The following is a 24,796-nucleotide window of genomic DNA, read 5'->3' as shown; positions in this document are numbered from 1 at the left end:
CTGGAAAAGTAAAACTGGGCTTTTTGCCCGGTGTCCATTTGCTTTCTGGCCGCAGCCGGCTTGAAAGCTGAAAATGGCTGCGAATCGTATTACAATGATGGGGAAGGGAGTGGGTATCAATGGAATTGCAGATGAAGGAAAACGGTTTTATTGCCAATTTTGCATATGGCCAATTGAAGATATCGGGCGATGAAAGCTACGGATTTCGTCCCTACCAGCTGATGGTTTCTTCCATTGCCGCTTGCAGCAGCAGCGTTTTGAACAAAGTCCTGGGAAAAATGCGGATGAACTGCGAAGATTTGAAAGTGTCCGTACAGGTCGAACGGAACGAGCAGGAAGCGAATCGCATCGAGAAGATCCACATGCATTTTGTCATCAAGGGAGAGGGGCTTCAGCAGGAAAAAGTGGAAAAGGCCATCGCCCTGGCCCGAAAGAATTGCCCGATGGTCCAATCCGTGAAAGACAGCATTGAGATTACGGAGTCGTTTGAGTTGATCCAGTAAGAGAATAGCGCCGGATGGGTCCTCCTTGTTTTAGCAAGGGGGACTATTTTTTTGCGGCCAGGCGGGAGAATAGCAGGTGGATGACGGGGAGCTTGACGAAGCGGCAGATCACCCCGCTCCGGTTCGCAGGTGCTGGAGAGGATTATTAGTCAAAAGTACCTCGCCCTGACGAACATCCTATGGGCAGGTTTTTCCGCCGAGGAACTGCATGATCTGCTGAAGTATTACAGACGAATGGTTGACAATTTACTGGAAAATCAAGTGACGAGGAGTGAATCAGCATGTCTCAAACAGGACAAAATGCAGTCGTGACAGACGCCGGGAGCGGCATGGGCTCGGGCGCTTTCACCCCTGCATATCCGCAAGCTATTGGGAAAGGTTTTGGCGGGCCGGACTCTCCGCCAGGTTGAGCAGGACTACGCCCACAATAATGATGGCGATCGCCAGCAGCCTGACAGGGCTGACCGATTCTTTCCAGAGAATGATGCCGATGACCACTGTGAGGGCGGTGCCCACTCCGGACCAAATGGCGTAAGCGGTACCGAGCGGCAGGTATTTCAATGCGAGAGACAGGACGTAAAAAGAAGCGGCGTATCCGATGACCACGACCGTGCTGGGAAGCCATCTGGTAAACCCGTCGGATAATTTCAGCGCCGTGGTTGCGGTAATCTCCAGGAGTATGGCCGATATCAAGTAGACGAATTTCATCTCGCTTCCCCCTTTGACATGCTGATCAACAAATGCTGTACGCGCTCCCGCAGCTCGCGGTTTGCCAGCGGAGCCAGCCCAAACATCTCGGCAAACCACAAACCGTCAGCGGCAAGCCGGCAGATCGTCGCTGCTCCAGGGTCAATCCCGTCTCGTTCTAGCCGTTCCTGCCAGCCCTCATAGTAACGGCGGACAGGCTCCAACAGTTCCGGCTTGTTTACCAGCGCGGCCAGCAAGCCGACGCTGATCTTCAATTCCTGCTCGGTACTGAGGAAGGCGGTGCGGACGTAGGCGCGCGCCCACTTCCCCGGGGAGCAGGGTTCCATGGAGATGTCATTCTCTATTTGCTGATGAAAGTCCTTAAACAGATGGTCGATCATTCCCTCTATCAAAGCTTCTTTTGAGGGAAAGTGATACAGCAGCCCGCCTTTGCTTATTTTCGCTTGCTCGGCAACCGCATCCAGCGTCAAACGGCCGATCCCCTCGTTTTGGATCAAGGCATAAGCTGCTTCAAGAATCGCTTCGCGGGTTGTTTTTGCAGCTCCCACGCTTCTTTCCGCCTTCCGTTTCCACTCTTGTTTTTCTTTACTATACCGTCCGGACGGTATAGTCGTCAATTCTTTCCTCCCCCTGAGTGAGCCGAGACTCGATTGAAGGGCTGGCGAACAGCCAATCTTGCTGAGCTGGACAAATTGACGCTATGGTTCCGGTTTGAAAAGCATGTCAACCAGCAGAGATTTCTAAATTTAAAAACGATTCCATCGAATAGCATGTATAATAGAGACAGAATACTCGCTTGATGGGGGGATTGTGGGAATGAGTGATTTGAACCGGGCCAGAAGAAATACGCTTGGCGATATTTTGCGCCGGAGCAGGGCGCGCAATCCGGACAAGACGGCGCTGAGATTTGAGGAAGAGGTCTTGTCCTACCGGCAGTTGGATGATACGGTCAACCAGGCGGCGAACGCGATCCTGGCCCAGGGGCTGAAAAAAGGAGACCGGGCGGCTGTCCTCTCCCGCAATTCGCTCGATTTTGCCATTCTCAATTTCGCATTGGCCAAGTCTGGTGGGATCATGGTGCCGATCAACTACATGCTCAATGCAGACGACGTGGCGTTTATTCTCAACCACGCAGATGTAAGCGCTCTCTTCGTGTCGCCGGAGTTTCAGCCGATTGCCGAGCAAGCCGTCCCCAAATCGGGCTGTACGCTGCGGCTGAAGTCGCTCATTTCCAGACCTTCGGCACAAATCGGGGAGTGGGTTCCGTTTCACGAGCTGATCAGCGGGGCTGGGCTGGCAGAACCGGAAGTGGATCTCTGGGATGACGACGTCGTTCACATCTTGTATACGAGCGGCACCGAATCCAGGCCAAAAGGAGTCATGCTCACCCATAAAAACGTGATCAGCGAGTACGTCAGTACCATAATCGACGGCGGCATGACCAGTGACGATGTGGCGATCCATGCGCTTCCCTTGTTTCACTCTGCCCAGCTTCACTGCTTTTTGGGGCCGTACATCTACCTGGGGGCGAGCGGCATCATCCTGGAACAAGCGGCGCCTGCCACGATTCTGGAGACGATCGAGACGCATCGGGTGACACAGCTGTTCTGCCCGCCGACCGTCTGGATCTCCCTGCTGCGATCTCCCGACTTCGACCGGCGAGACCTCTCATCCCTGCAAAAATGCTACTACGGGGCGGCAATCATGCCCGTCGAGGTGCTGCGGGAATGCAACCTGCGGCTGCCGGCAGCACGCTTCTGGAATTTTTACGGGCAGACCGAGGTGGCTCCGCTGGCGACGGTGCTCAAACCGGAAGACCAGCTTAGAAAAGCGGGCTCGGCGGGAAAACCCGGCCTGAATGTGGAGACCAAAATCGTCGATGACAACGGAGACGAGGTGCCCCGCGGCCAGATTGGCGAGATCGTGCACCGTACAAGTCACGCCATGCTGGGGTACTACAGGGATGAGGAAAAGACGGCAGCGGCTTTTCACGGCGGATGGTTTCACAGCGGCGACCTGGGCATCATGGATGAGGAAGGGTACATCACCGTCGTGGATCGCAAGAAAGACCTGATCAAATCGGGCGGGGAAAACGTCGCCAGCCGGGAAGTGGAGGAGCTGATCTATCAGCATCCCAAAGTATCGGAGGTGGCGGTGATCGGCGTCCCCCATCCCTACTGGATTGAAGCGGTCACCGCCGTCGTCGTGCCCAAATCGGGCGAGACGCTCGCACCGGACGACATCCTGCAGTTTTGCAAGGAGCATTTGTCCTCGTTTAAATCTCCCAAGTACGTCGTCATCGCCGACAATCTGCCGCGCAATCCGAGCGGCAAAATTCTGAAACGGGAGCTTCGCGTGCAGTATCAGTCACTCGCAGCCGAGTGAGTTTTCTCACGCCGGGGAAGAACAAGATACCGGGGACAGAAAAGCCTCCCGGGTTCATGGTGTGGTGGGGCAAGCATGGGCGTCATCTCTAAGGTCAAAGTCCTGAACGGGATTGTGGAATCGGACGAAACCGCCTTCCCGGAGTCCGACAAAGGTTGAAAACCTGTGACCAAGAAAACGTGGCGGTGTAGCGAAACAACGAGGGATCGGCAAGGACGGACAGGAATCTGCAATATGTATTGGAGGGTAGAGAAATGTCAACTCGTAAGGAAGTTTTGGTTACACAGTTGCGCGCTTGTCATAATCAGGATGGATGGTTTGCTCCGTTGAAAGTTGCCTTGCGAGGCGTAACAGCGGAACAGGCGGTCCAAGGAGGTAAAGGTTCTTCAAATTCAATTTATGGTATCGTTCACCACCTTGTATTTTGGAATGAACGTTATCTGCAACGTTTTCATGAAGGCAATTTGCCTCCGCTTGAAATCTCCAATTCCGAGACGTTTCAGAGTAACGAGATGTCTGCAAGCTGGGATGAGCTGCAAATGAAATTGGACAACGTACTTGCCCAATGGGAACAAGCCATCATGAACTATGATGATTCAAAATTGGACAGTCCAACTCACCCAGATAGAGACGAAGTATGGTGGATGTCATTAGCACACTTGGCAATCCATAACGCATATCACATTGGACAGATCGTCCATATTCGGAAGGAACAAGGTTCGTGGGAAGCATGGGAACAATGAGTCTTTGACTGAACTTTGGGGGCGAATGCACAAAAAGGCTTCGCCCTTTTTGCATCGAAAAAACAACCCCAATCATGTAGAACGATGAATGCTTACCCCCTAGTCAGTAGCTGGGGGTTTGTTTTTCTGATTTGTTTGCGTTTTTTGCAAATGTATTGCGCCAGGAGCTTGCGGCCCTCAACATTGGCCCATCGCCTTGTGTCCAAGCCTACCATACTTGTCCCCCATACAAAAGGCTTTCGACGGCATATCCGCTTGTATGGAGCAACTGAAAATCCGGTCGCTGCGTATAAAAATCGGTCGTTTGGCAGGTAAGCGTCAAATAATATATAATATTTCTTAGTTGATGAAACTTATCAAACCTACAGAATCGTTTGATTTTTATTCATGTGCAAATATTCGGGGAGGGTATTTCAAAATGAAGTTGTTAAATATTTCAGAGGCAGCCAAACTTCTTGGGATTTCAGCCAGTACGCTGCGCAGACTGGAACATGACGGTGTTGTGGAAGGATACGGATTGAGTGTGATTTATACACCTGGGGGGCAACGCAGGTACATTTTAGACGAAATACAGCATCTGTATTCACAGCAGGGGTTCTCAGGACAAATCGGATTTGGCGGTAAACCGGCTGTGCTTGTTCGTGACATGACTTTGGCTTTTACGGATCCAAATTCGAAATTATCCATTCAGTTAAACGGGCAGATTGAAGCGGTGACACAACTGGTCAAAACTGCTCTTGCCAATCATTTTCCGGTTGTTTTTAGCAAGACCATCTATGACTCGGCAGATAGATTTTCACAGCTTTGGGGACAAAAATTTCCTTCCATACAGTTGCTTGACCGTAATACAGCATGGGTGAAAATTCATCCGAAATTAGATGAATTTACGTATGATATGATTAATGCAACCGCTTACATTAACGATTTTTATTGTTCTCCGCTAGAAGAGTTTCTGCAGCAAAGAGAAATCGATACGGTCATATTGGCTGGAACCACGACGAGCGGCAGCATCCGAGCAACTGCAGTGGAAGCATTGCAGCGCGGTTATCGTGTCATCATTCCTGAAGAAGCTGTCGGCGACCGTTCTGAATCGATTCAAAGAGCGACCCTTCTTGACTTAAATGCACGTTACGCTGATGTAATGACGTTGGACAAAGTGATGAAATGCCTGAACGAAGCGGGATCACTGAAAAAATCGAAGTAAAGGTGTTTCACATCTTCCCCTGAAAGTGTGCCAAGCTGCCTGGGCTGCCGCCAAGACAAGGAATACCTTGGTTCGTGCATTCTACAACCGCATAGTCAAACTCGGCTGCATAGGCGGCTTTCCTGGAGGAGCGGGCGTATAAAAGGGATGATCATGACAGCCTTTGTACCCCGTTCGCCCTGGAAGAGAACCAAAATGGCTTGGCGCTGCTCCTCCGCGAGAGCGTGCTTCGGTTTCTCCCCTTGTTTTTTGCATTCCCCCTTTTTCTGCTTCCCTGAGAATTCTATCTTTCAGCCCAAACTTGAAGGACAAATCCCCTTGCATGGGAATGCGGTTCTACGCCGCCGGCTTCCTGTGCCAATTTCTCCGCATATTTGCCAATTTAATGCTGTCCTTTTCCATAATCCCCCGTTTTTACAGGCTTTCGAAATTTAGAATAGAGACTATCAGGGTCATATTGACAGATAATTCGGATTAAAGTATAATCAGAAAAAAGAAAATTAGTAAAAATAATTATGTTTGGTAACTTTTATTTGTTTTAAATGTTTCAAATTATTGTAAAAGGTATGCAAAACTTACTCAAATACCCGATTGTACATTCGTGAAATATGACATTTTTGGAATCGATAGTCGGGATTTGTAGTAAAGCAATCTACTCGTCAGCCAAATGTTGAAATAGGGGTGAACGAATAATACCAATTGACTAGAACGAGTAACTTCAATGGTTGGTTCCTTTTAGCTTTATAAAAAACGGGGGGAGATAAGGGATGAAGAAGTCTTTACGTGTCGGTATTATCGGTGGTGGTATTGGCGGGGTAGCTTTGGCGCGAGCTTTATGGCAGCGTGGCATTTCTTTTCAATTGTTTGAACAAGCAGCGGAGTTCAGGGAAGTTGGTGCCGGAATCCAAATGACGCCTAATGCCGTCAAGGTATTGAAATCACTCGGGCTTGAAAACGAGATTCAGCAGGTTGGTTTCTTGCCGGAAGCGATGGTGGGGCGCAGTTGGGAGACGGGTGAGGAATTATTTCGAACTCCCTTAAAGGATACGTTTGTCAGGCTTTTTGGTGCTGCGTACTATCACGTGCACCGCGCTGACCTGCACAGTATCTTGGCAGAAGGGTTACCGGAAGAGTGCATTACTTTTAATGTCAAATGTGTAAATGTTCAACTAAGGGAGGATAAGGCAGTTGCTGTATTTGATAATGGAGATGAATTCGAGGGTGACCTGATTGTTGGCGCGGACGGAATACGCTCTGTTGTCCGGGGGGCTTTGTGGGGCAAGGATGCTCCGACATTTACCGGGCACATGTGTTGGCGTGCGCTTGTCCCGGTCGACAAGCATCCGCTGCCTTTCGTTCTGCCAGCGGCAACCTTCTGGTTTGGTCCCAAAGCGCATGTGGTTACCTACTACGTCAAGGGTGGCAGCGCAGTCAATATTGTCGCTTGCAAAGAGACAGATGAATGGGTGAAAGAATCATGGACTGAGCCTAGTTCGACCGAAGAACTATTGAAAGCGTACGATGGTTGGCATTCTGATTTGATTCGTCTTTTCGAACGCACAGATAATTCACTGGTTTTCAAGTGGGGATTGTATGACCGAAATCCTATGGAACGCTGGTCCCGAGGTCATGCCACACTCCTGGGTGACGCAGCACATCCCATGCTTCCATACTTGTCTCAGGGTGCTGCTATGGCGATAGAAGATGCTTATGTCCTTTCCGAAGCTCTTGTTTATTTTGGCGGGAACGTAACCCTGGCACTAGACGCGTATGAAGCGGAGCGTCGCAATCGAACGCGGGACGTACAGCTGCAATCCCGCGAAAGAGGCCGTACCTACCACCTGGATTCACCTGAGGAACAACGTCGGCGGGATCTTGCCATACGGGAAAGGCAGACCCGAAATCCTCATGCGGTCGGCATCAGTGCCGAGTGGGTATACGAATATGACGCGACCACGTGCCGTCAGCGTTTTGGGGTCTCTTCGAGCGTCAGTATGAAGGAATTGTAGGTTTGGTAAGTTTTTATCATTTTCAGTACACGATAGGGGGGCATCAGAGTGGACGATAAGGAACTTTTCGGACATATGTTTGTCAGCGGCCTTAACGCGGATATTCACTTACTTACCAAAGGCGATCGGAATGGGGTGCCGGTTATTTTTCTTCCGGGCATCACAAGCTACAGTATGTCATTTTCGGAAATTTTAAAGCGGATGCCTGATCACCTCTTTTGTTTGTCAATGGATATTCGCGGGCGTGGGAAATCCAGCTGGCCAAAACAGGGATACCGTATGCAAGATTACGTTGAGGATCTATTAAATGTGGTGAATGCGTTAACCGGAAATCCGACTGCTCCATTCCTCGTCGGCCATTCCATGGGTGCGAGAATTGCATCCGGTTTTGGCAGCGCATACTCATCTCTCATCTCCGGAATGGTGCTCATCGACCCACCGGTTACCGGTCCGGGTCATAGACAAGTTTACCCGAATTCTCTTTCCATGTTTCTGGAACAAAAAGCTGCGGCTGATGAAGAAGAATGGGACAAATTTCGCGCTTTTTATCCGCACTTTCATGAAGAACAGTTGAAGATACGAATAACCGAATACCTGAACGTAAGCAAGGAAGCGATCATTGAATCATACAACAACTTTATCAAAGAACCTTTTCAGGTCAATGTAAAATTGACAGCATGTCCGATGCTGCTGTTAGCCGCTGAACTTGGAGATACGATTCGTCCCGATGAACTTGCAGAGCTGAAGTCTCTCAATCCTCGTTTGCAGGCAGTTGTCGTGAACGGCGTTGGTCACATGGTATATAAGGAGGCACCGCAGGAAACAGCAGATTATATACTCTCCTTCATCAGAGATCATCTGAAATAACAGTTTAATCAAGGAAGTGAGTGAACGTATTTTTGTGGTGTCGTTTGAAGTTATGTGATGAAACCGGTAGAAAAAAATCAGTCATAAAGGGGTTGGGATGATTGAAAAAATTAGTATCAATGTTGTCAGTGATGTCACTGCTTTCATTTCTTCTGACAGGCTGCGGAACGGACAATTCTGCAGAATCAACGGGAAGCAGTAAAAGCGGTGGAGGAACGTTGACTTTGGGTTATGTCGGCGGGCTGAGCGGGGCAACCGCCGCTTTCGGAAAACCGGCGTATGATGCGGTAAAATACGCTGTCGATGAAATCAACAAAAACGGCGGAATTCTTGGGAAGACAGTAGAACTGGTATCGGAAGACGACGAAGGGAATCCGTTTAAAGGGCAGCAGGCCATCGACAAATTTGCCAACCGGGATATCAAATTTGTGATCAGCGGATCGAGCAGCGCGGTTGCTTTGTCACAAGTGGCCAAAGTGAAGGAAAACAACATGATTGCCGTGTCACCAATCGCGTCAGATCCGGGAGTCGTATCCGAAAATCCGCGATTCTTTGTGAATTTGGCCAACAATAATCAGTTTGGCTGGGCAGCCGCCTACTATGCAGCGAAAGAGATGGGCGTAAAAGAAGTGATCGCTTTTATCCGGGATGACGCTTTTGGCACCAGTGTTTATAAAGCTTTTAGGGAGAAATCAGCGGAGTTGGACATGAAAATTGTCCATGAATTCAAGTATCCCAATGACGCAAAAGACTTTAATTCGTACATTAGCCAAGGCATCAGTTCAAACCCGAATGCCTACATATTTTTATCTGGCTATGCGGCGGACAGCGGATTGATCGCGAAACAGGCCAGAGCGCTTGGTTACGACAAACCGTTTATCGCCACAAACCCAATCTCCAGTCCGCAGTATTATGAGATCGCCGGTGATGCTTCCAATCATACGATGATCAGTGCGGCCTATTTTTCCGACACCGATATTGGTGAAAAAACGAAAACCTTTATCGAAGCATGGAAAAGCAAATTCAACCTGGAGCCCAACGTTTATCAGGCGCATGGATACGACTCCGTTTATATCCTGAAGACCGCGATCGAAAAAGCGGGATCTGCCGCCCCAGACGAGGTGCAGAAGGAACTGCTGAACATCAAAAACTATGAAGGAGCTTCAGGGCTCACATCCTTTAACGATGACGGTTCAGCAACAAAACCGATTTTCATCGTGAATTGGGATAACGGACAGCTGAAATTGGAAAAAGTCCTTCAAGCCGGTTCGTATTAAGGAGGGATACGGTGTATTTTGACATATTCGTTAGTGGTCTCGCCGTCGGATGCATTTACAGTTTAATTGCCATGTCGTTCAGTCTTATCTTTCGTTCGTCGGGCGTATTAAATATTGGCACTGGTGAGTTTGTCATGATCGGAGGGCTTGTCGGGTTCAGTCTGATTACCGATGGCACCCAAAATTTTTACCTGGTCATGTTGTGTACCATGGCAATTGCTGGTCTGGTCGGATACTTGTCTAATGTGCTTGTGTTTCATCCGGTGCAAAAACGCGGCGGTCAAAGCATTCATGTCTTGATTGCCAGCATCGGAATTATGATTATTTTGCCGCAAATCGGCTCATTGATCTGGGGAGCGGAGCCTTTGAGTTTTCCAAGCAGTTTATCTGCCGGGCAGGTTCAGTTGGGAAGCGCAAAGATTTCTGCGATCAGTTTTTCGATTATTCTATTAAGTCTTTCTATTATGATTTTGTTTCAGCTGTTTTTTAAATTTACCCGTATAGGCCAGGCGATGAGAGCCATTGCAGACGATCGCGTCATGTCACAGTTGCTTGGGGTGAATCACCGCAAATACATCGCGCTCATTTTTCTGGTAGCCGGAGCCTTGACCGGAGTCGCAGGTGTCCTGTTAGGCCCGCTCTATTACGTTTCCTATGATATGGGGATTATTGGCATCAAGGCGTTTGCGGCGGCTGTATTAGGCGGGTTTGGCAATATCATGGGAGCCGTCATTGGCGGCATCTTGCTCGGTTTGATCGAGGCGTTTGGCGGAACGATGATCAGCTCGGAATTTCGCGATCTGATCTTGTATGCGATTTTGATTCTGGTGTTGTTAATACGTCCTGCCGGCATACTGGGCATAAAGAAACGGAGGGATACCGCTTGAAGTCAAACCGTCTCAAATCGTACGGACCCATCATCGTATATCTGATCATCTTTGTGTTGGCGGCCGTTTTTACCCAGTCCAACTACTATTTGTCGTTGTTTTCCCAGGCGGCGATTTATACGATTTTGGCTGTGTCGCTGCAGCTCATTTTCGGGTATGCCGGTCAGGTCAGTCTAGCTCAGGCAGGTTTTTTTGGCATCGGCGCTTATACCTCGGCTATTCTCACGTTGCATTTGGATGTGAATTTTCTTGTTGCTTTCTTGCTGTCGGGGATCGTGGCCGCGATTGCCTCGATTATCCTTTCACCGATGGCGAAACTCTCGGAAATCTATTTTGCCATGTCCACTTTCGCCTTTAATTTAATCTTGATTATCGTTTTTGCCAACGGCGGAAGCTGGACAGGAGGGTGGAACGGACTAACCAATATTCCCTATCCCAACATTTTGGGCTGGTCTGTTGACAGCAAGAAGGAATTTTTTATTCTTTCGTCCATTTTGTTGATTGTCCAGTATGTCTTTATGATCAGGCTGACGGAAGGAAGATTGGGCAGAAACTTTCGGGCAATTCGTGACAACCAGCTTGCTGCGGCTTCAGTAGGCATCAATATCGGCTCTACGAAAACAAAAGGTTTTATCATCGGCTGTTTTTGGGCCGGATTGGCAGGCAGCGTAATGGTGCATATGTATGCGTTTATCAGCCCGGAGCCATTCCATTTTCTTGAATCCATTACCGTTATCCTTATGGTCGTTCTCGGCGGCCTGGGTTCTTTTACCGGGGCTTTACTGGGAGGATTCGGCGTCACGTTTTTTAACGAATTTTTAAAAGAAATTCCATTGTACCGGCCGATTATATACGGAGTTTGCATTGTGCTGATGATGATTTTTTTGCCGAATGGTATTTACGGTTTTCTACATAAACGGTTCAAATCGGGTGAAAAACAAACTGCTGTGGCAAGATCGACGATCAATCTGAGACAATTTCTGTCTCAAACCAAAGCGGACGACAGTGCAATCTTAAAGCTCGAACATGTAACGAAACAATTTGGAGGCATCAAGGCGCTTCAAGATGTCAGCCTGGAGGTACGGACAGGAGAGATTTTTGGATTGATCGGGCCGAATGGGGCGGGCAAAACGACGTTTATCAACATTGTAACCGGGTTGGAAAGACCGACATCGGGGCAAGTTTATTTTCAGCAACGAGAAGTTACAGATAAAACGATATTTCATTTGGGCAGCCTGGGCTTGGTAAGAACGTTCCAAACGAGCAGGTTGTTCGAAAGCATGACGGTTCTGGAAAATGTGGTAACAGGAATGTCATGCAGATTAAAAAACGATATCGGTCTGGCACTGCTGCAAAACAAAAAGTTTCTTTCGGAGGAGCAGTATGCTGTCAACGTGGCGTATCAACTGATCAAGTTAACGGGTTTGGAGGACAAGGCTTTCGAATTATGCGCCAATCTTTCATACGGACACCGCCGCTTGGCGGAAATTGCCCGCGCCCTCGCCTCCGGGCCGAAGATTTTGTTTCTTGATGAGCCAGCAGCCGGACTGAACTTAAAGGAAAGAGAACAACTGCAAAAATTGATTTTACGTTTGCGGGATGAATTCGCCATCACCATTTTTATTGTTGAACATGACTTAAATCTGTTGTCCAACCTCTGCGACCATATGGCTGTGTTGAATTTTGGAGAAAAAATTGCCGATGGCAGCCCCGAGGAGGTGATGCAAAATCCGCAAGTTGTGGAGGCATATTTAGGGAGGAGGGACAGAAAGCATGCTTAAAGTGGAACACTTGATTGCCTACTACGGAAATGCGCAGGCTTTGGAAGATATCAGCTTTGAAGTAAACCAGGGGGAAATTATCTGCATTCTCGGAAACAACGGGGCAGGTAAATCGACCACATTGATGTCGATCAGCGGCGTGATCAGGCAGAAAGAGGGGCTGATCGAATTCAATCACACCGACATCAGCAAAAAGCAACCTCACGAGATTGTATCCTTGGGTATTTCACAAGTTCCTGAAGGACGGCGCATCTTCCCTACTCTGACCGTGGAAGAGAATTTAAAAATGGGCGGATTTCTTAAAAAAAGAATCGATCAGACAAAAATAGAGGAAATATTCCGATTGTTCCCGCGACTGAAAGAACGAAGAAATCAGCTTGGCGGAAGTCTCAGCGGTGGAGAGCAGCAGATGCTGGCAATTGGCAGAGCGCTAATCAGCGAGCCCAAACTACTGATGCTCGATGAACCATCACTGGGTTTGGCGCCGCAGATTATTGACATGATTTTTGACAGTATCATTTCGCTCCGCAAAGCAGGGATGACGATTCTGCTGATCGAGCAGAATGTCGAGCTGGCATTGGAAGTTTCCGATCGGGCATATGTCATTGAGTTGGGCAGAACGGTATTGACAGGGGACAGCGAAACGCTTCGAAAAGATCGATCCATTCAATCGATCTATATGGGGCAGCAGCATTTACTGCATGGTTAAGATTGAGAAAAATGGGAATGAGGAGATGAAAGCATGAGTACAAATTTTAACGAAATGGTAGAACTGTTCAAAATGGAATTGGAACTCTGCCAGTTGAAGCCAACCGAAACGATGGCTGTGCTGACGTCAGGGGAAGTTCTGAAAGATTATGCCAAAGCTTTTATGGAAGCAGCCAAAATGATCGGAGCGAACACATTTGAATTGAACATTCCACCCGCCAATCGGGGGATTTCGGGTTCGTTTGGAATTACCCCGCTTACAGACAACCGGGCAGCGGTTGAAATGCTGAAAAAAGCGGATTTGATTATCGATCTGGTCTTGTTGTTGTTCTCCAAGGAACAGTTGGAACTGCAGAATGAAGGGAAAAGAATTTTGTTGGTTGTTGAACCGTTTGAAGTCATTAAAAGAATGTTCCCCAAACCAAGCGACAAGCAAAGGGTGCTGTTTGCTGCCGATTTATTAAAAAAGGCAAAAGAATTGAGATTTACGAACAAGGCTGGCACGGATGTAACGTACCAGTTGGGACAGTATCCCATCCTGGTCGAATACGGATTTGCCGATGAACCGGGCAGATGGGATCATCTGCCAAGCGGATTTTCGGCAGGCACGCCAAATGACGGAGGCGTGGAAGGAGTAGTTGTTCTTGATCGCGGGGATATTCTCTTCCCGTTTAACAGGTATGTGCAGGAGCCGGTAACGCTCACAATAAAAGACGGTTTGGTCACGACGATTGAAGGCGGGTTTGACGCCATGTTGATGAGGGAATACATGGAAAGTTTCCAGGATCCCCGGGCCTACGCGATATCCCATATCGGCTGGGGGCTGAATGAACGTGCCAAGTGGCACAGTTTGGCCTTGGACAGCAACGTGTTTGGCATGGACGGACGCTCTTTTTACGGAAATGTCTTGTTTTCGTTAGGCCCAAATACAGAACTGGGCGGAACCAATGATACCAAATGCCATCTTGATATTCCCCTGAAAGACTGCACGTTGTACCTGGACGGCAAACTCATCGTAAAGGATGGGGACGTCGTGATCGAAGAAATGAAACCGGTATGATTTTTGTCGGTTGTGTTTCGCAGTGGCACAATGACGTACGGCAAGGCAAACATGTTGAAAAAGGAGTGGGACAGTTTGAATAGTTTTCGGATAGGGCTGATCGTGCCCAGTTCCAATACAACGATGGAAACAGAGATTCCTGAAATGCTCAGATCCCGTTCACGGTTGGCACAAGATACATTTACCTTTCACTCTAGCCGCATGCGGATGCAGCATGTGACCAAGGAAGAATTGATCAAAATGGACAATGACAGCATCCGCTGCGCTGTCGAACTGGCAGATGCGAGGTGCGATGTCTTGGCATATGCCTGTCTGGTTGCGATCATGTGCAATGGACCTGGCTATCATTCTGTCTCGGAAGAGAAATTGTCAGCGGCGGCGAAGGACACAGGGGTTGACATTCCCGCAGTCAGCAGTGCCGGGGCGTTGATTCAGGGCATTCAGACAATGGGCGCAAAAAAAATCGCTTTGATCGCCCCGTATATGAAGCCGCTTACCGGCATGGTCATCGACTATATTCAGTCCTACGGTATCAAGGTGGTTGACTCTATCAGTCTGGAGGTTCCCGACAATCTTGCAGTAGGCAGACTGGACCCGATGAATTTAATCTCGATTTCCGAACAATTAAATGTGCAGGAAGCGGATGCTGTGGTGCTTTCAGCATGTGTTCAGATGCCGTCACTTCCGGCTGTACAGGAGGTTGAAAACAGGTTGGGCAAACCGGTTCTAACCGCAGCAACGGCAACAGTCTATCAAATCCTCAGGACGCTGGGGTTGAAACCGATTGTGCCTGATGCGGGGGCCCTTTTATCTGGCAGTTATTGAGCTGCCCAGCAGCGCGAATAAGAGGAAGTGAACAAGAATTTTGGTAATTGGAGGAAACACATGGACAACAATCAGTGGCAAAATGATTTGCATCATTTTCGCGAAAGGGGTTTTGGGCAACCGCTAGGTATTGGGAACAAGCCTTGTTTCCTCGTGGTTGATGTCATCAAAGGCTTTACGGATCCGGCAATGCCTCTCGGGGCAGATTTATCCCGGCAGATTGAAGTCATCAATCGATTGCTGACTGCGGTTCACGAAAAAAACTTGCCCGTCATATTCACTACAATCGCATACGAAGAAAATATGGGGGATTCTGGAATCTGGTTGAAAAAAATGGGAGGCTTAAAAACCTTAAAATTCGGAACGGATGCTGTACAGTTGGATCCGCGGCTCCATTACAAAAAAGGGGACATCATCCTCAACAAAAAGTATGCTTCCGCTTTTTTCGGGACGGATTTGATTTCCCGCTTGAACGTCAACGGAATCGATACGGTGATTGTGACCGGATGCACGACCAGCGGATGCGTACGGGCGACAGTGGTTGATGCGCTCCAATACGGGTATCGTCCGATAGTCGTAAAGGACGCCGTTGGCGATCGTTCCCTCGCTTCGCACGACCAAAGCTTGTTTGACATGGAACAAAAATATGCTGATGTGCTAAACGCCAGCGAGCTAATCAAAGACATTCATTCGTATACGACGATTTCCTAGAGAGATAACCTGCCGCAGAAGGTCTTCAGATCTTCAAAAAAAGTGAATAAGACCGCAGTGCAAGCGCAAAACAGTCCCTGCCTTGTGGAAAGGATGAGGACTGTTTTGCGCTAATTTATCGAATTTTCGCAGAAAACTCCCGCCTCTTTGGGTGGTGAGATGAATGATAAAACTAACACCCAGTCTGAAGAGGTAGAATGGGTGCATCGTCTGCTTTGTGCAGGATTATTCAGCGGCAATGGCGGTTTCCAGAGCCACTTTCACCATGTCGTTAAAGGTCAACTGGCGTTCTTCCGACGACGTCGCTTCACCTGTCAGGATGTGGTCGCTGACCGTTAAGATGGACAGGGCCTTGGCGTGAAACTTGGCTGCGAGCGTGTAAAGTGCGGCTGTCTCCATCTCGATGGCCAGAATCTGATAAGCTGCAAGCAGCCGCTGTCCGGCTGTATCCTCGTTGTAAAAGGTGTCGCTGGTAAAGACAGGCCCCACCTTTACCGGCATGCCCGCTGCGGCCGCAAGATCGTACGCCTTTTTTAGCAAGTCAAAGTCAGCGGTCGGGGCAAAGTCAATCCCGTTAAAGCGGATTTTGTTGACGGCCGAATCGGTGGAGGCGCTCATCGCCAGGATGACATCCCGCACCTTGACATCCTGCTGGATGGCTCCGCACGTTCCCACCCGGATCAAATTCTTTACGCCGTATTCTTGCATCAATTCCTGGGCATAGATCGATATCGACGGGATCCCCATCCCCGTTCCCTGAACAGAGACCCGCTTGCCCTTGTACGTTCCCGTAAAGCCAAGCATTCCGCGCACGTTGTTGTAGCAGACGGCATCCTCCAAAAACGTCTCGGCAATGTGTTTTGCCCGCAGCGGATCGCCCGGCAAGAGGATGGATTCGGCAATCTCGCCTTCCTTGGCAGCAATATGTACACTCATCGAATAAATCCCTCCTGTTTCACGTTCTGTTGTATTATACCACGTTGCTGTTCGAGTTCAACGCGGCAGGGAAACGAGCTTTTGTTGGCCAATACTCTTTCATACAAGTCAAAGAAAAAGGAGCGTCAGCCCATGATCACATTGCAGGACATTCAAGCCGCCAAGCAGAGCATTGCCGATATCGCTTGCGTCACGCCCATGATGCAGTCGGAGCAGCTTTCGCGCGTGTGCGGCAATCAGGTAATCCTCAAGGCAGAGCACTTGCAGAAAACCGGGTCGTTCAAAATCCGCGGAGCGGCCAACAAGGTGAAGCAAGCAGCTGCGGAGGGGGCGAAGTACGTGACCGCGGCATCCTCCGGCAATCACGGCCAGGCGGTGGCTTATACCGCTAATCGATTGGGGATTCCCGCGACGATCGTCGTTCCCGAAGACGCCACTCTTTGCAAGGTAAATGCCATCAAAGCCTACAACGGCAAGGTGGAGACGTGCGGAACGACATCGGCGGAGCGCATCCCGCGGGCAAGAGAAATCGCGCTTCAGGAAGGCGGCGTGTACATCCCGCCCTATGACGATCCGTTCATCATCGCCGGGCAAGGTACGATTGGACTGGAGATTTTGGAGCAATTGGGCGACGTCGATGTCGTCGTCGTGCCGATTGGGGGAGGAGGCCTGGTCTCGGGGATTTTGACCGCCATCAAGGAGAGCAGTCCGCGGATTCAGGTGATCGGCGTCGAACCGGCTCTGGCCAATGATACGTATCTGTCCCGCCAGCGCGGCCAGATCACCTCAATTCCCGCCTCTTCGACAATCGCGGACGGGCTGCGGACGAGCCAGCCGGGTGATCTGACCTTCCCGATCGTGATGAAGTACATCGATGACATCGTTTTGGTCAGCGAGGAGGAAATCCGCCAGGCCTTTTGCTTTGTACTGGAACGGATGAAGCAAATGATCGAGCCGTCCAGCGCGACGACGGTGGCGGCAGCGATGTTCGGGAATCTTCCTTTTGCTGGAAAAAGGGTGGTAACCGTCATCTCCGGGGGCAATGTCGACTTGGAACAGGCCGCGAGGATGATCAGCGGAGAATGAGCTTTGTCACAAAGCCGCAATTTTTCGTGTGATTGTAATAACAGTGCGGCATGGCAAACCGGTCTATACTGAAACCTGTGAATGAAATCCACAGGAAAGAGGGATAGAGATGTTAAGCCCGAAGACGATAGAAGTGGTGAAATCGACCGTACCTGTACTGGAAACTCACGGAAAGGCCATTACAACCCGTTTTTACCAGCGGCTGTTTGCCCAGCATCCAGAGCTGTTGAACATCTTCAACCATGCCAATCAAAAACAGGGGCGCCAGCAGACAGCACTGGCCAACGCCGTCTACGCTGCAGCCGCGCATATCGATAATCTCGGCGCCATCATGCCGGTGGTGGAGCAAATCGGCCACAAGCACCGCAGCTTGGGCATCAAGCCGGAACACTATCCGATCGTCGGTGAAAATCTGCTGGCTGCGATCAAGGATGTGCTCGGCGATGCGGTTACGGATGAGATCATCCAGGCCTGGGCGGAGGCGTACGGCGTGATCGCTGACGCTTTCATCAGCGTCGAGGCCGGGATGTACAAAGAGGCCCGGGAGCAGCGGGGCGGCTGGGAAGGCTGGCGCAGCTTTACGGTAGCGCAAAAGGTAAAGGAAAGTGATGTGATCACATCCTTTTACCTTACGCCGGAAGATGGCGGAGAGATCGCCGATTACCTGCCGGGACAGTATATCACCGTCAAAGCGGAGATTCCCGGCGAGAAGAATACCCACCTGCGGCAGTACAGTTTGTCCGACAGCCCGGGAAAAGGGTACTACCGGATCAGCGTCAAGCGCGAAGACGCTGCGGACCAGCGGCCGAAGGGAGTCGTCTCCAGCTATCTCCATTCCCAGGTCAAGGAAGGGGATGTACTGGAAATCAGTGCCCCTGCCGGCGATTTCGTATTGAACACAGCCGGGGATCTGCCGGTGGTGCTGCTTGCTGGCGGCGTCGGCTTCACCCCGCTGATGAGCATGCTGAATTCGCTCGTGGAACGCTATCCAGGCAGGAAGGTCACCTTTATCCAGGCCGCAACGGGCAGCAGCACACACGCGATGAAAGAGCACGTCGCAAAACTCGTCGAAAACAACAGCCAAGTGACGTCTTACACATGCTATTCGGCGCCGAGTGCGGAAGATCTGCTGAAGCGCAATTTCGACAAGCAAGGGTTTGTCGATTTGCCTTGGCTGAAGTCAATCTTGCCCTCAAACAAGGCCGATTTTTACTTCTGCGGCCCGATTCCGTTCATGAAAGCGGTCTACCGGGCGCTCAAGGAATGGGAGGTTCCCCAGGAGCAGATCCATTTTGAATTCTTCGGCCCGGCCGGCAGTCTGGAAGACCAGACGATCGCTTGAGAGCAATCCGGCCTCTCATAAAATGAACAAGCGGCAGTCCCGAATTTCACGATTCTGGGCTGCCGCTTGCTGTTGATCAAGGCATGTTTCGTTTGAGGCCCAATTTGCGAAGCCGGTACTGCAAGCTTTGCCGGCTGATTCCCAGCTCGCTGGCCGCACGTGATACATTTCCGCTGTGCCGCGCCAGCATCGCCTCGATGTACTGCCGTTCCAGCTCTTCCAGCTTCTCTTTTAACGGCAGGGGTGGATCGGCCAATCCGGCTTCCGAAGGGGGCATGCCTTCAGCGAGCGGAGAGCCCGCGGCCCATGTTTTGCGGCGGATGTGGTGGAGCGGCAGGTGGTCGAAACGGATGAGCGTCTCACTTGCCATCAGATTCATCGCTCCCTCGATCAGGTGCTGCAATTCCCGCACATTTCCCGGCCAGTCGTGGCGGTAAAAGAACTGCAGCACCTCATCGGAGATCCCGGCCACCTCCATCTGAAAGAGCTTGTTGCAGCGCTGGATAAAATGCTCGGCAAGCGGCAGCAGATCCTCCCTCCGGTCCCGGAGCGGCGGAATGAACAGCGTGACGACGCCCAGCCGGTAATACAAGTCTTTGCGCAGCCGGTGGTTGGCGACCGCTTCGATCGGGTCTTCATTCATCGCTGCGATGATGCGGACATCAATTGCCCTGTCCCTGGTATCCCCGATCCGGCGAATCGTCTTATCCTGCAGGGCCCGCAGCAGCTTCGCCTGAAGGGGCAGGCCGAGCGAGTTGATTTCATCCAAAAACAGCGTCCCCCCGTCGGCCTGCTCAAAGAGTCCCGGTCGCTCGATGGCGCCGGTAAACGCTCCCCGCGACGTTCCGAACAGCAACCCCTCAATCAAGGCCTCCGGCAGCGCGGCGCAGTTTTGGGAGATAAACGGGCCATTGGCCCGGGCGCTGGCATTGTGAATGCTTTGCACGAACAACTCCTTGCCAACACCTGTCTCTCCGACGATGAGGACGGAGGAAGAGGTGCGGGCGGAGCGTTTTGCGTGTTCGATCACCTCCCGGATCGCGGTGCTCTCGCCGATGATCGCGTCAAAGGTGTATTGGGTGGAGGATCTCTCCATGGCGAGATTTTCCCGGATCAGCCGCTCCATTTTCGTGACGTCGCTGGCGATCTCCACTGCTCCGACGATTCGGCCGTCTGCAAACAGCGGATAGGTGTTGTTGATCGTCGTGATTTCCTTTCCGCTGTCGTTGTAGTAGGTTTGCCTGACGTTGCGGATACTTTTCCCCATGCGAAGGGCCTGAAGCAGCGTGCTCTCCTGTCCGCCGGGAAAGTGGAAGACGTCTGACAGCTTTTTTCCCACGACGCGGTCTTTTTCCATCGCCTCCAGCTCGGTCATCTTGCGGTTGTAGATGATTGAATTGCCGTCTTCGTCGATGACATGAACGCCTTCGTTGATTTCGTCGAGAATCTGCTCGTAGATGGTCAGAAGCTCTCGTGTACGGCTGCTGCTTTTCATCTCTCTCCCCAGCCTTTCTCGCTTTGGATTCATTGTACCATATCCGGACGGGGTGCCAATTCTTTTTGCGGATGACTGCCGAAATAATTGGCGATGCCAAATCATTTTGCACATCCTGCAAACAGGTTTTCCCTGTCTAATCGCTCTTGATAAGTTGGCACCATTCTTGAAAGGAAGAATAGCATGCAGCAATCAAGAGGAGGCAGGGACATGAGCACAACCAAAACAGTCATTGAACAGACGGAGCGGTATGGGGCCCGCAACTACCATCCGCTGCCGATTGTCATATCACGGGCAGAGGGTGTCTGGGTGGAAGATCCGGAAGGCAACAGGTACATGGACATGCTGAGTGCTTACTCCGCGCTAAACCAGGGGCATCGCCATCCGAAGATCATCCAGGCGCTGAAAGACCAGGCGGACAAGGTAACGCTCACCTCGCGGGCGTTTTACAGCGATCAGCTGGGGCTGTTTTACGAGAAGCTGGCGAAGCTGACGGGAAAAGAAATGATTTTGCCGATGAACACCGGTGCCGAAGCGGTGGAAACGGCGCTGAAAGCGATCAGGCGCTGGGCGTACGATGTGAAGAAGGTTCCGGATAACCAGGCGGACATCATCGTCTGCGAGGGCAATTTTCACGGCCGAACCGTGACGATCACCTCGTTCTCCTCCGCCGACGAATACAGGCGCGGGTTTGGGCCTTTTACGCCGGGCTTCACGATTATTCCATACGGGGATATCGAGGCGTTGAAGAAGGCAATTACGCCCAATACCGCCGCATTGGTCATCGAGCCGATCCAGGGCGAAGCCGGCATCATCATCCCGCCGGAAGGGTACCTCAAGGTGGCAGAGGAAGTCTGCAGGGCGAACAACGTCCTGTTCGTCGCCGATGAAATCCAGACCGGTTTTGGGCGCACCGGGAAGCTTTTTGCCAGTGAGTGGGAGGATGTCACACCAGACATGTACATTATGGGGAAAGCGCTGGGGGGAGGCGTATTCCCGATATCAGCGGTCGCGGCAGACAAGGAGATACTCGGGGTGTTTGAGCCGGGCTCGCACGGTTCCACATTTGGCGGCAACCCATTGGGCTGCGCTGTCGCCGTGGCAGCGCTCGATGTCATCGAAGAAGAGGGCCTGGTCGCCCGTTCCCTGGAGTTGGGCGGCTATTTCATCGAGAGGCTGAAGGAGATCCAGCACCCCGCGATTCGCGAAGTGCGGGGCAGAGGACTGTTTATCGGCGTAGAACTGACCATGTCCGCCAGACCGTACTGCGAGCGGTTGAAAGAGCTTGGCTTGTTGTGTAAGGAGACGCATGAAACGACCATCCGCTTTGCTCCGCCGCTGGTCATTTCCCGGGAGGAGCTGGATTGGGCGATGGAACGGATCAGGAAAGTCTTCCAGGCGTAAGCCGTCTGGAGAAGGCTAAAACACACGGCTTCGCTGCCGTCGTGTTTTAGCCTTTTTGTACTTGCATGCTTACTTTTGCTGTTGCTGCTGCTGCATGGTCTGAGCCTGCATTGCCGATTGAACCTGGCTGACCATCATTTGGACCTGGGCGATTTCATTTGAAGCTTGTCTCAGCGCCTCCTCCGCTTGCATCGTATTGGCGGCGGATTGAGTAATCGCCTGGGTGATCATTTCTTTTGCGACGGCTGCGGCCGCCTCTGCTTTTTTCAGTGTGTTGATATCCATCTGCTGGGCCATGTTTGTTCCTCCTTTTTCATCTAGAGTGATTTTGTTCATACCCTGTTAGCTTAACCCGCTTCCCCTGTCCTTATGCCTTGTTGCCAAGGCGGCTTGGGGTCAAATTTCTCCATTTTTCTGCACGTTTTTGAAACTAATACCGATTTTTAGCGTCAAATGTAAGAGAGGGGAAGAGTTTGTCGTACATAGAAGGAGAGTTATCCATGAGGGAGAGGACATCAGGGGTGAAGAAAGAGCTTCTCGTGCTGATTGCTGCGATGCTGCTGGTCTTTGCCGCGGCCTTCGAAACCTATGCGGTGCCGAAGGTTTCCCTGGGGGACGATTTGCTGATCAGCAAGTACCACCACTACATCGACGGAAAAAATATCGGGATTGTCACCAATCAGACCGGTGTAAACAGCCAGGGCGCCAGCATCATCGACGTGCTGTTCAAGTACCCGAAGACAAAAGTGGTGGCATTGTTCGGGCCGGAGCACGGGATTGACGGGAAGGCGTCGGCAGGCGCTTATGTGGAGTCCTACACCGACAGCAAATACAAGGTTCCGGTATACAGCCTCTATGGAAAAACGCGAATGCCGACCGAAGAAATGCTCAAAGGCCTCGATTTGCTCGTCTTTGATATGCAGGATATCGGTGCGCGGTCTTATACGTATATTTCTACCTTGCAATACTGCATGCAGGCGGCAAAGAAGTACGGCAAGCAGATCGTCGTGCTTGACAGACCAAATCCGCTGGGAGGGACGATTGTCGACGGCCCGGTGTTGGAAGACAGGTTCATCTCTTTTGTCGGCGCGGATAATCTGCCGATGGCACACGGAATGACTGTGGGGGAATTGGCCTATTTCTTCAACCGCAAGATCGGGGCCAACCTGGCTGTGGTCCCGATGGAAGGGTACACCCGAAACACCATCTGGCAGGATACGGGGCTGCGCTGGGTGCAAAGCTCGCCGAACATTCCCGACATCACGTCCGTCTTGGGCTACATGGCGACCGGCCTCGGCGAGGGTACGGGGATTACCCAAGCGGACAAATTCAAGTGGGTTGGCGGGAAGGGCATCAACAGCCAGGCTTTGGCCAATCTCTTGAACAATTCGGGCTTGAAAGGCGTTTCGTTTACGCCGGAACAGCGCGGTTCAGCTGGCGGGGTTCGCCCGATGATCACAGATCCGCGGACGTTTAATCCGGCCAAGACAGGTATCTATGTTCTTGGCTACGCCCATTCGCTCAATCACTTTGCCGTTCCCAAGAGCACAGGTGCGGACATTGTCATGTTTGACAGAATCATGGGAACGGATCAAATCGGCAAAGCCTTGGAGCAAGGTCTGACACCGCAGCAGATCGAGGTGGGATATGCGGAAGCGCTGGCCAAGTTTAAAGAAGAGCGAAAAAAATACCTGATCTACGGAAACGTTCCGCTAGGCGCGGGGAATTCTCCTGCGGGCCCGGCTCTGGTCACGGCGCCGCCGTCGGCATCCCAAGCTGGCAAGCCGACAGCACAGCCGCCGAAGCCCCCGCAGCCAAAGCCGAATCCAAATGCAAAGGTGGCGTATCTGACGTTTGACGACGGTCCGTCCGTCAATACCCCCAAGATTTTGGATATTTTAAAAGAGAATCAGGTAAAGGCGACCTTTTTTGTCGTCGGCCGCAATGTCAAGGGACGGGAAGCCATTCTGAAACGGGAGGTCGACGAGGGCCACGTCGTAGGCGGTCACACGTTTTCACACGATTACAATCTCGTGTACAAAACGGTAGACGGCTTCTTCAAGGATCTGGAGGCGGGCAATAAAGCGATTGAGCAGGTGACCGGGGTCGCTCCCACGCTGATCCGCTTTCCGGGCGGCAGCAACAACACGGTGAGCAAACATGCGCAGGATCCCGGCAAATACGGCAAGAACCAGTGGATCATGCCGGATATCGTCAAGGAAGCGACGAAGCGCGGCTATCGCTACTTCGATTGGAATGTCAGCATCGGCGATGCCAGCGCAAAGGGGTATACCGTCGAAAGTGCGGTGCAGAGCGTCGTCAAGGGGACGAAAAACGCCAAGCAGGTGATTATCCTCATGCATGACGGCGCCGGCAAGGATAAGACGGTTCAAGCGCTGCCCAAGATCATTCAAACCCTCAAAGCCGAAGGATACTTATTTGAAGTGCTGGGACACGAGTCTTACCAGGTTTCTTTTCTGAAGTGATGAAAGGGGTGTGATCAGCCTGCATGGATACAAGTACTGATCACACCCCTCGTTATGTCTATTCGTGAATGCCGGGCCGCGGATTGGGGACCACAGACCCGGGAAACAGCTTTCCGTTTTTCATCATCGTCTCATATTGATCGGGCGATGTTCTCAGCGGCGTGCCAATGATATGCTCACCGTCTTTGGTGTACCTGCCCTTATGGCGCTTGCAGAAGGTACTGCCTGGGGTATTCGGGATTGTTTGTAATTATTTCTCTTTTTCGATCAATTGATTGATTGCAAATCCATCATGTTTGAGGGGTTAATGATTGATTTAAACACTGTTTTTCGGAATCGGGATCAATGAGTAAAATCAAAATCCAGTAGTCCTCAAGGG

Annotated in this window: 22 protein-coding genes; 17 read left to right on the top strand and 5 right to left on the bottom strand. The window is 51.0% G+C overall.

Going from position 1 to position 24,796, the window contains the following annotated elements; translation table 11 throughout:
- The first annotated feature begins 119 nt into the window (after window positions 1–119).
- The gene (locus HGBM_RS13115) at window positions 120–503 is read left to right on the top strand and encodes an OsmC family protein (RefSeq protein WP_019121566.1); all 384 of its coding nucleotides are present in this window, start codon (window positions 120–122) and stop codon (window positions 501–503) included.
- A gap of 366 nt (window positions 504–869) precedes the next feature.
- On the opposite strand, the gene HGBM_RS13110 is transcribed toward HGBM_RS13115, so the two are convergent.
- Window positions 870–1,211, bottom strand: coding sequence for a DMT family transporter (locus HGBM_RS13110; protein ID WP_019121565.1), 342 nt, complete (start codon window positions 1,209–1,211; stop codon window positions 870–872).
- Entirely contained in the window at window positions 1,208–1,828 is a 621-nt protein-coding gene (locus HGBM_RS13105; RefSeq protein WP_019121564.1) for a TetR/AcrR family transcriptional regulator, read from the bottom strand. Before HGBM_RS13105 ends, HGBM_RS13110 begins: the two co-directional genes overlap by 4 nt.
- 199 nt (window positions 1,829–2,027) lie before the next feature.
- On the opposite strand from HGBM_RS13105, the gene HGBM_RS13100 reads away from it, so the two are divergent.
- From HGBM_RS13100 to HGBM_RS13040, 12 genes are all read left to right on the top strand, one after another.
- Window positions 2,028–3,596 carry an acyl-CoA synthetase gene (locus tag HGBM_RS13100; protein ID WP_019121563.1) on the top strand — a complete coding sequence of 523 codons (1,569 nt, stop codon included), beginning with the start codon at window positions 2,028–2,030 and terminating at the stop codon, window positions 3,594–3,596.
- Between the two features lie 254 nt (window positions 3,597–3,850).
- Entirely contained in the window at window positions 3,851–4,339 is a 489-nt protein-coding gene (locus HGBM_RS13090; protein WP_019121562.1) for a DinB family protein, read from the top strand.
- Between the two features lie 418 nt (window positions 4,340–4,757).
- On the top strand, window positions 4,758–5,543 hold the full coding sequence (locus HGBM_RS13085) for an isochorismatase family protein (protein ID WP_019121561.1): 786 nt from the start codon (window positions 4,758–4,760) through the stop codon (window positions 5,541–5,543).
- Window positions 5,544–6,310: 767 nt separating this feature from the next.
- Window positions 6,311–7,552, top strand: coding sequence for an FAD-dependent monooxygenase (locus tag HGBM_RS13080; protein ID WP_019121560.1), 1,242 nt, complete (start codon window positions 6,311–6,313; stop codon window positions 7,550–7,552).
- Window positions 7,553–7,600: 48 nt separating this feature from the next.
- Window positions 7,601–8,419: an alpha/beta fold hydrolase gene (locus HGBM_RS13075; RefSeq protein ID WP_019121559.1), complete on the top strand. Its 819-nt coding sequence runs from the start codon at window positions 7,601–7,603 to the stop codon at window positions 8,417–8,419.
- A gap of 101 nt (window positions 8,420–8,520) precedes the next feature.
- Window positions 8,521–9,696: an ABC transporter substrate-binding protein gene (locus HGBM_RS13070; protein ID WP_081590176.1), complete on the top strand. Its 1,176-nt coding sequence runs from the start codon at window positions 8,521–8,523 to the stop codon at window positions 9,694–9,696.
- Window positions 9,697–9,707: 11 nt separating this feature from the next.
- Window positions 9,708–10,583, top strand: coding sequence for a branched-chain amino acid ABC transporter permease (locus tag HGBM_RS13065; protein ID WP_019121557.1), 876 nt, complete (start codon window positions 9,708–9,710; stop codon window positions 10,581–10,583).
- A 53-nt stretch (window positions 10,584–10,636) separates the two neighbouring features.
- The gene (locus HGBM_RS13060) at window positions 10,637–12,364 is read left to right on the top strand and encodes a branched-chain amino acid ABC transporter ATP-binding protein/permease (protein ID WP_261798146.1); all 1,728 of its coding nucleotides are present in this window, start codon (window positions 10,637–10,639) and stop codon (window positions 12,362–12,364) included.
- Entirely contained in the window at window positions 12,357–13,073 is a 717-nt protein-coding gene (locus HGBM_RS13055; protein WP_019121555.1) for an ABC transporter ATP-binding protein, read from the top strand. Before HGBM_RS13060 ends, HGBM_RS13055 begins: the two co-directional genes overlap by 8 nt.
- Window positions 13,074–13,106: 33 nt before the next feature.
- Window positions 13,107–14,132, top strand: coding sequence for a 2,5-dihydroxypyridine 5,6-dioxygenase NicX family protein (locus tag HGBM_RS13050; protein ID WP_019121554.1), 1,026 nt, complete (start codon window positions 13,107–13,109; stop codon window positions 14,130–14,132).
- A 75-nt stretch (window positions 14,133–14,207) separates the two neighbouring features.
- Window positions 14,208–14,957: a maleate cis-trans isomerase family protein gene (locus HGBM_RS13045; RefSeq protein WP_026074392.1), complete on the top strand. Its 750-nt coding sequence runs from the start codon at window positions 14,208–14,210 to the stop codon at window positions 14,955–14,957.
- 60 nt (window positions 14,958–15,017) lie between these two features.
- Window positions 15,018–15,668 carry an isochorismatase family protein gene (locus HGBM_RS13040; protein WP_019121552.1) on the top strand — a complete coding sequence of 217 codons (651 nt, stop codon included), beginning with the start codon at window positions 15,018–15,020 and terminating at the stop codon, window positions 15,666–15,668.
- 225 nt (window positions 15,669–15,893) lie between these two features.
- Here HGBM_RS13040 and deoD read toward each other — a convergent pair whose 3' ends face one another.
- Window positions 15,894–16,604: a purine-nucleoside phosphorylase gene (deoD, locus tag HGBM_RS13035; RefSeq protein WP_019121551.1), complete on the bottom strand. Its 711-nt coding sequence runs from the start codon at window positions 16,602–16,604 to the stop codon at window positions 15,894–15,896.
- Window positions 16,605–16,736: 132 nt separating this feature from the next.
- Between deoD and HGBM_RS13030 the strand changes: the two genes are divergently transcribed.
- Both HGBM_RS13030 and hmpA read left to right on the top strand, forming a co-directional pair.
- Entirely contained in the window at window positions 16,737–17,690 is a 954-nt protein-coding gene (locus HGBM_RS13030) for a threonine ammonia-lyase (protein ID WP_019121550.1), read from the top strand.
- Window positions 17,691–17,799: 109 nt separating this feature from the next.
- A complete protein-coding gene (gene hmpA, locus HGBM_RS13025; protein WP_019121549.1) occupies window positions 17,800–19,032 on the top strand; it encodes an NO-inducible flavohemoprotein in 1,233 nt (410 codons plus the stop codon).
- A 76-nt stretch (window positions 19,033–19,108) separates the two neighbouring features.
- On the opposite strand, the gene HGBM_RS13020 is transcribed toward hmpA, so the two are convergent.
- Complete coding sequence (locus HGBM_RS13020; protein WP_019121548.1) at window positions 19,109–20,527, bottom strand: sigma-54 interaction domain-containing protein; 1,419 nt, start codon at window positions 20,525–20,527, stop codon at window positions 19,109–19,111.
- 210 nt (window positions 20,528–20,737) lie between these two features.
- On the opposite strand from HGBM_RS13020, the gene HGBM_RS13015 reads away from it, so the two are divergent.
- Window positions 20,738–21,931, top strand: coding sequence for an ornithine--oxo-acid transaminase (locus tag HGBM_RS13015; RefSeq protein ID WP_019121547.1), 1,194 nt, complete (start codon window positions 20,738–20,740; stop codon window positions 21,929–21,931).
- Window positions 21,932–22,000: 69 nt separating this feature from the next.
- Here the strand turns inward: HGBM_RS13015 and HGBM_RS13010 are convergent, their stop codons facing one another.
- The gene (locus tag HGBM_RS13010) at window positions 22,001–22,228 is read right to left on the bottom strand and encodes a hypothetical protein (RefSeq protein WP_019121546.1); all 228 of its coding nucleotides are present in this window, start codon (window positions 22,226–22,228) and stop codon (window positions 22,001–22,003) included.
- A gap of 203 nt (window positions 22,229–22,431) precedes the next feature.
- Here HGBM_RS13010 and HGBM_RS13005 point away from each other — a divergent pair, with 203 nt between their 5' ends.
- Window positions 22,432–24,417, top strand: coding sequence for an exo-beta-N-acetylmuramidase NamZ domain-containing protein (locus HGBM_RS13005; RefSeq protein ID WP_019121545.1), 1,986 nt, complete (start codon window positions 22,432–22,434; stop codon window positions 24,415–24,417).
- Window positions 24,418–24,796: the final 379 nt, after the last annotated feature.

The organism is Brevibacillus massiliensis (genome assembly GCF_000311785.1).
Lineage (GTDB): Bacteria > Bacillota > Bacilli > Brevibacillales > Brevibacillaceae > Brevibacillus_C > Brevibacillus_C massiliensis.
Note: the sequence above shows the minus strand (reverse complement) of the source record. Positions and strands in the feature narration are given on the sequence as shown.

Bases quoted from the DNA above. Each gene is read 5' to 3' on its own strand.
- HGBM_RS13115 (WP_019121566.1), top strand. From the start codon at position 120: ATGGAATTGCAGATGAAGGAAAACGGTTTTATTGCCAATTTTGCATAT.
- HGBM_RS13110 (WP_019121565.1), bottom strand. From the start codon at position 1,211: ATGAAATTCGTCTACTTGATATCGGCCATACTCCTGGAGATTACCGCA.
- HGBM_RS13100 (WP_019121563.1), top strand. From the start codon at position 2,028: ATGAGTGATTTGAACCGGGCCAGAAGAAATACGCTTGGCGATATTTTG.
- HGBM_RS13090 (WP_019121562.1), top strand. From the start codon at position 3,851: ATGTCAACTCGTAAGGAAGTTTTGGTTACACAGTTGCGCGCTTGTCAT.
- HGBM_RS13085 (WP_019121561.1), top strand. From the start codon at position 4,758: ATGAAGTTGTTAAATATTTCAGAGGCAGCCAAACTTCTTGGGATTTCA.
- HGBM_RS13080 (WP_019121560.1), top strand. From the start codon at position 6,311: ATGAAGAAGTCTTTACGTGTCGGTATTATCGGTGGTGGTATTGGCGGG.
- HGBM_RS13055 (WP_019121555.1), top strand. From the start codon at position 12,357: ATGCTTAAAGTGGAACACTTGATTGCCTACTACGGAAATGCGCAGGCT.
- HGBM_RS13050 (WP_019121554.1), top strand. From the start codon at position 13,107: ATGAGTACAAATTTTAACGAAATGGTAGAACTGTTCAAAATGGAATTG.
- HGBM_RS13040 (WP_019121552.1), top strand. From the start codon at position 15,018: ATGGACAACAATCAGTGGCAAAATGATTTGCATCATTTTCGCGAAAGG.
- deoD (WP_019121551.1), bottom strand. From the start codon at position 16,604: ATGAGTGTACATATTGCTGCCAAGGAAGGCGAGATTGCCGAATCCATC.
- HGBM_RS13030 (WP_019121550.1), top strand. From the start codon at position 16,737: ATGATCACATTGCAGGACATTCAAGCCGCCAAGCAGAGCATTGCCGAT.
- hmpA (WP_019121549.1), top strand. From the start codon at position 17,800: ATGTTAAGCCCGAAGACGATAGAAGTGGTGAAATCGACCGTACCTGTA.
- HGBM_RS13020 (WP_019121548.1), bottom strand. From the start codon at position 20,527: ATGAAAAGCAGCAGCCGTACACGAGAGCTTCTGACCATCTACGAGCAG.
- HGBM_RS13015 (WP_019121547.1), top strand. From the start codon at position 20,738: ATGAGCACAACCAAAACAGTCATTGAACAGACGGAGCGGTATGGGGCC.
- HGBM_RS13010 (WP_019121546.1), bottom strand. From the start codon at position 22,228: ATGGCCCAGCAGATGGATATCAACACACTGAAAAAAGCAGAGGCGGCC.
- HGBM_RS13005 (WP_019121545.1), top strand. From the start codon at position 22,432: ATGAGGGAGAGGACATCAGGGGTGAAGAAAGAGCTTCTCGTGCTGATT.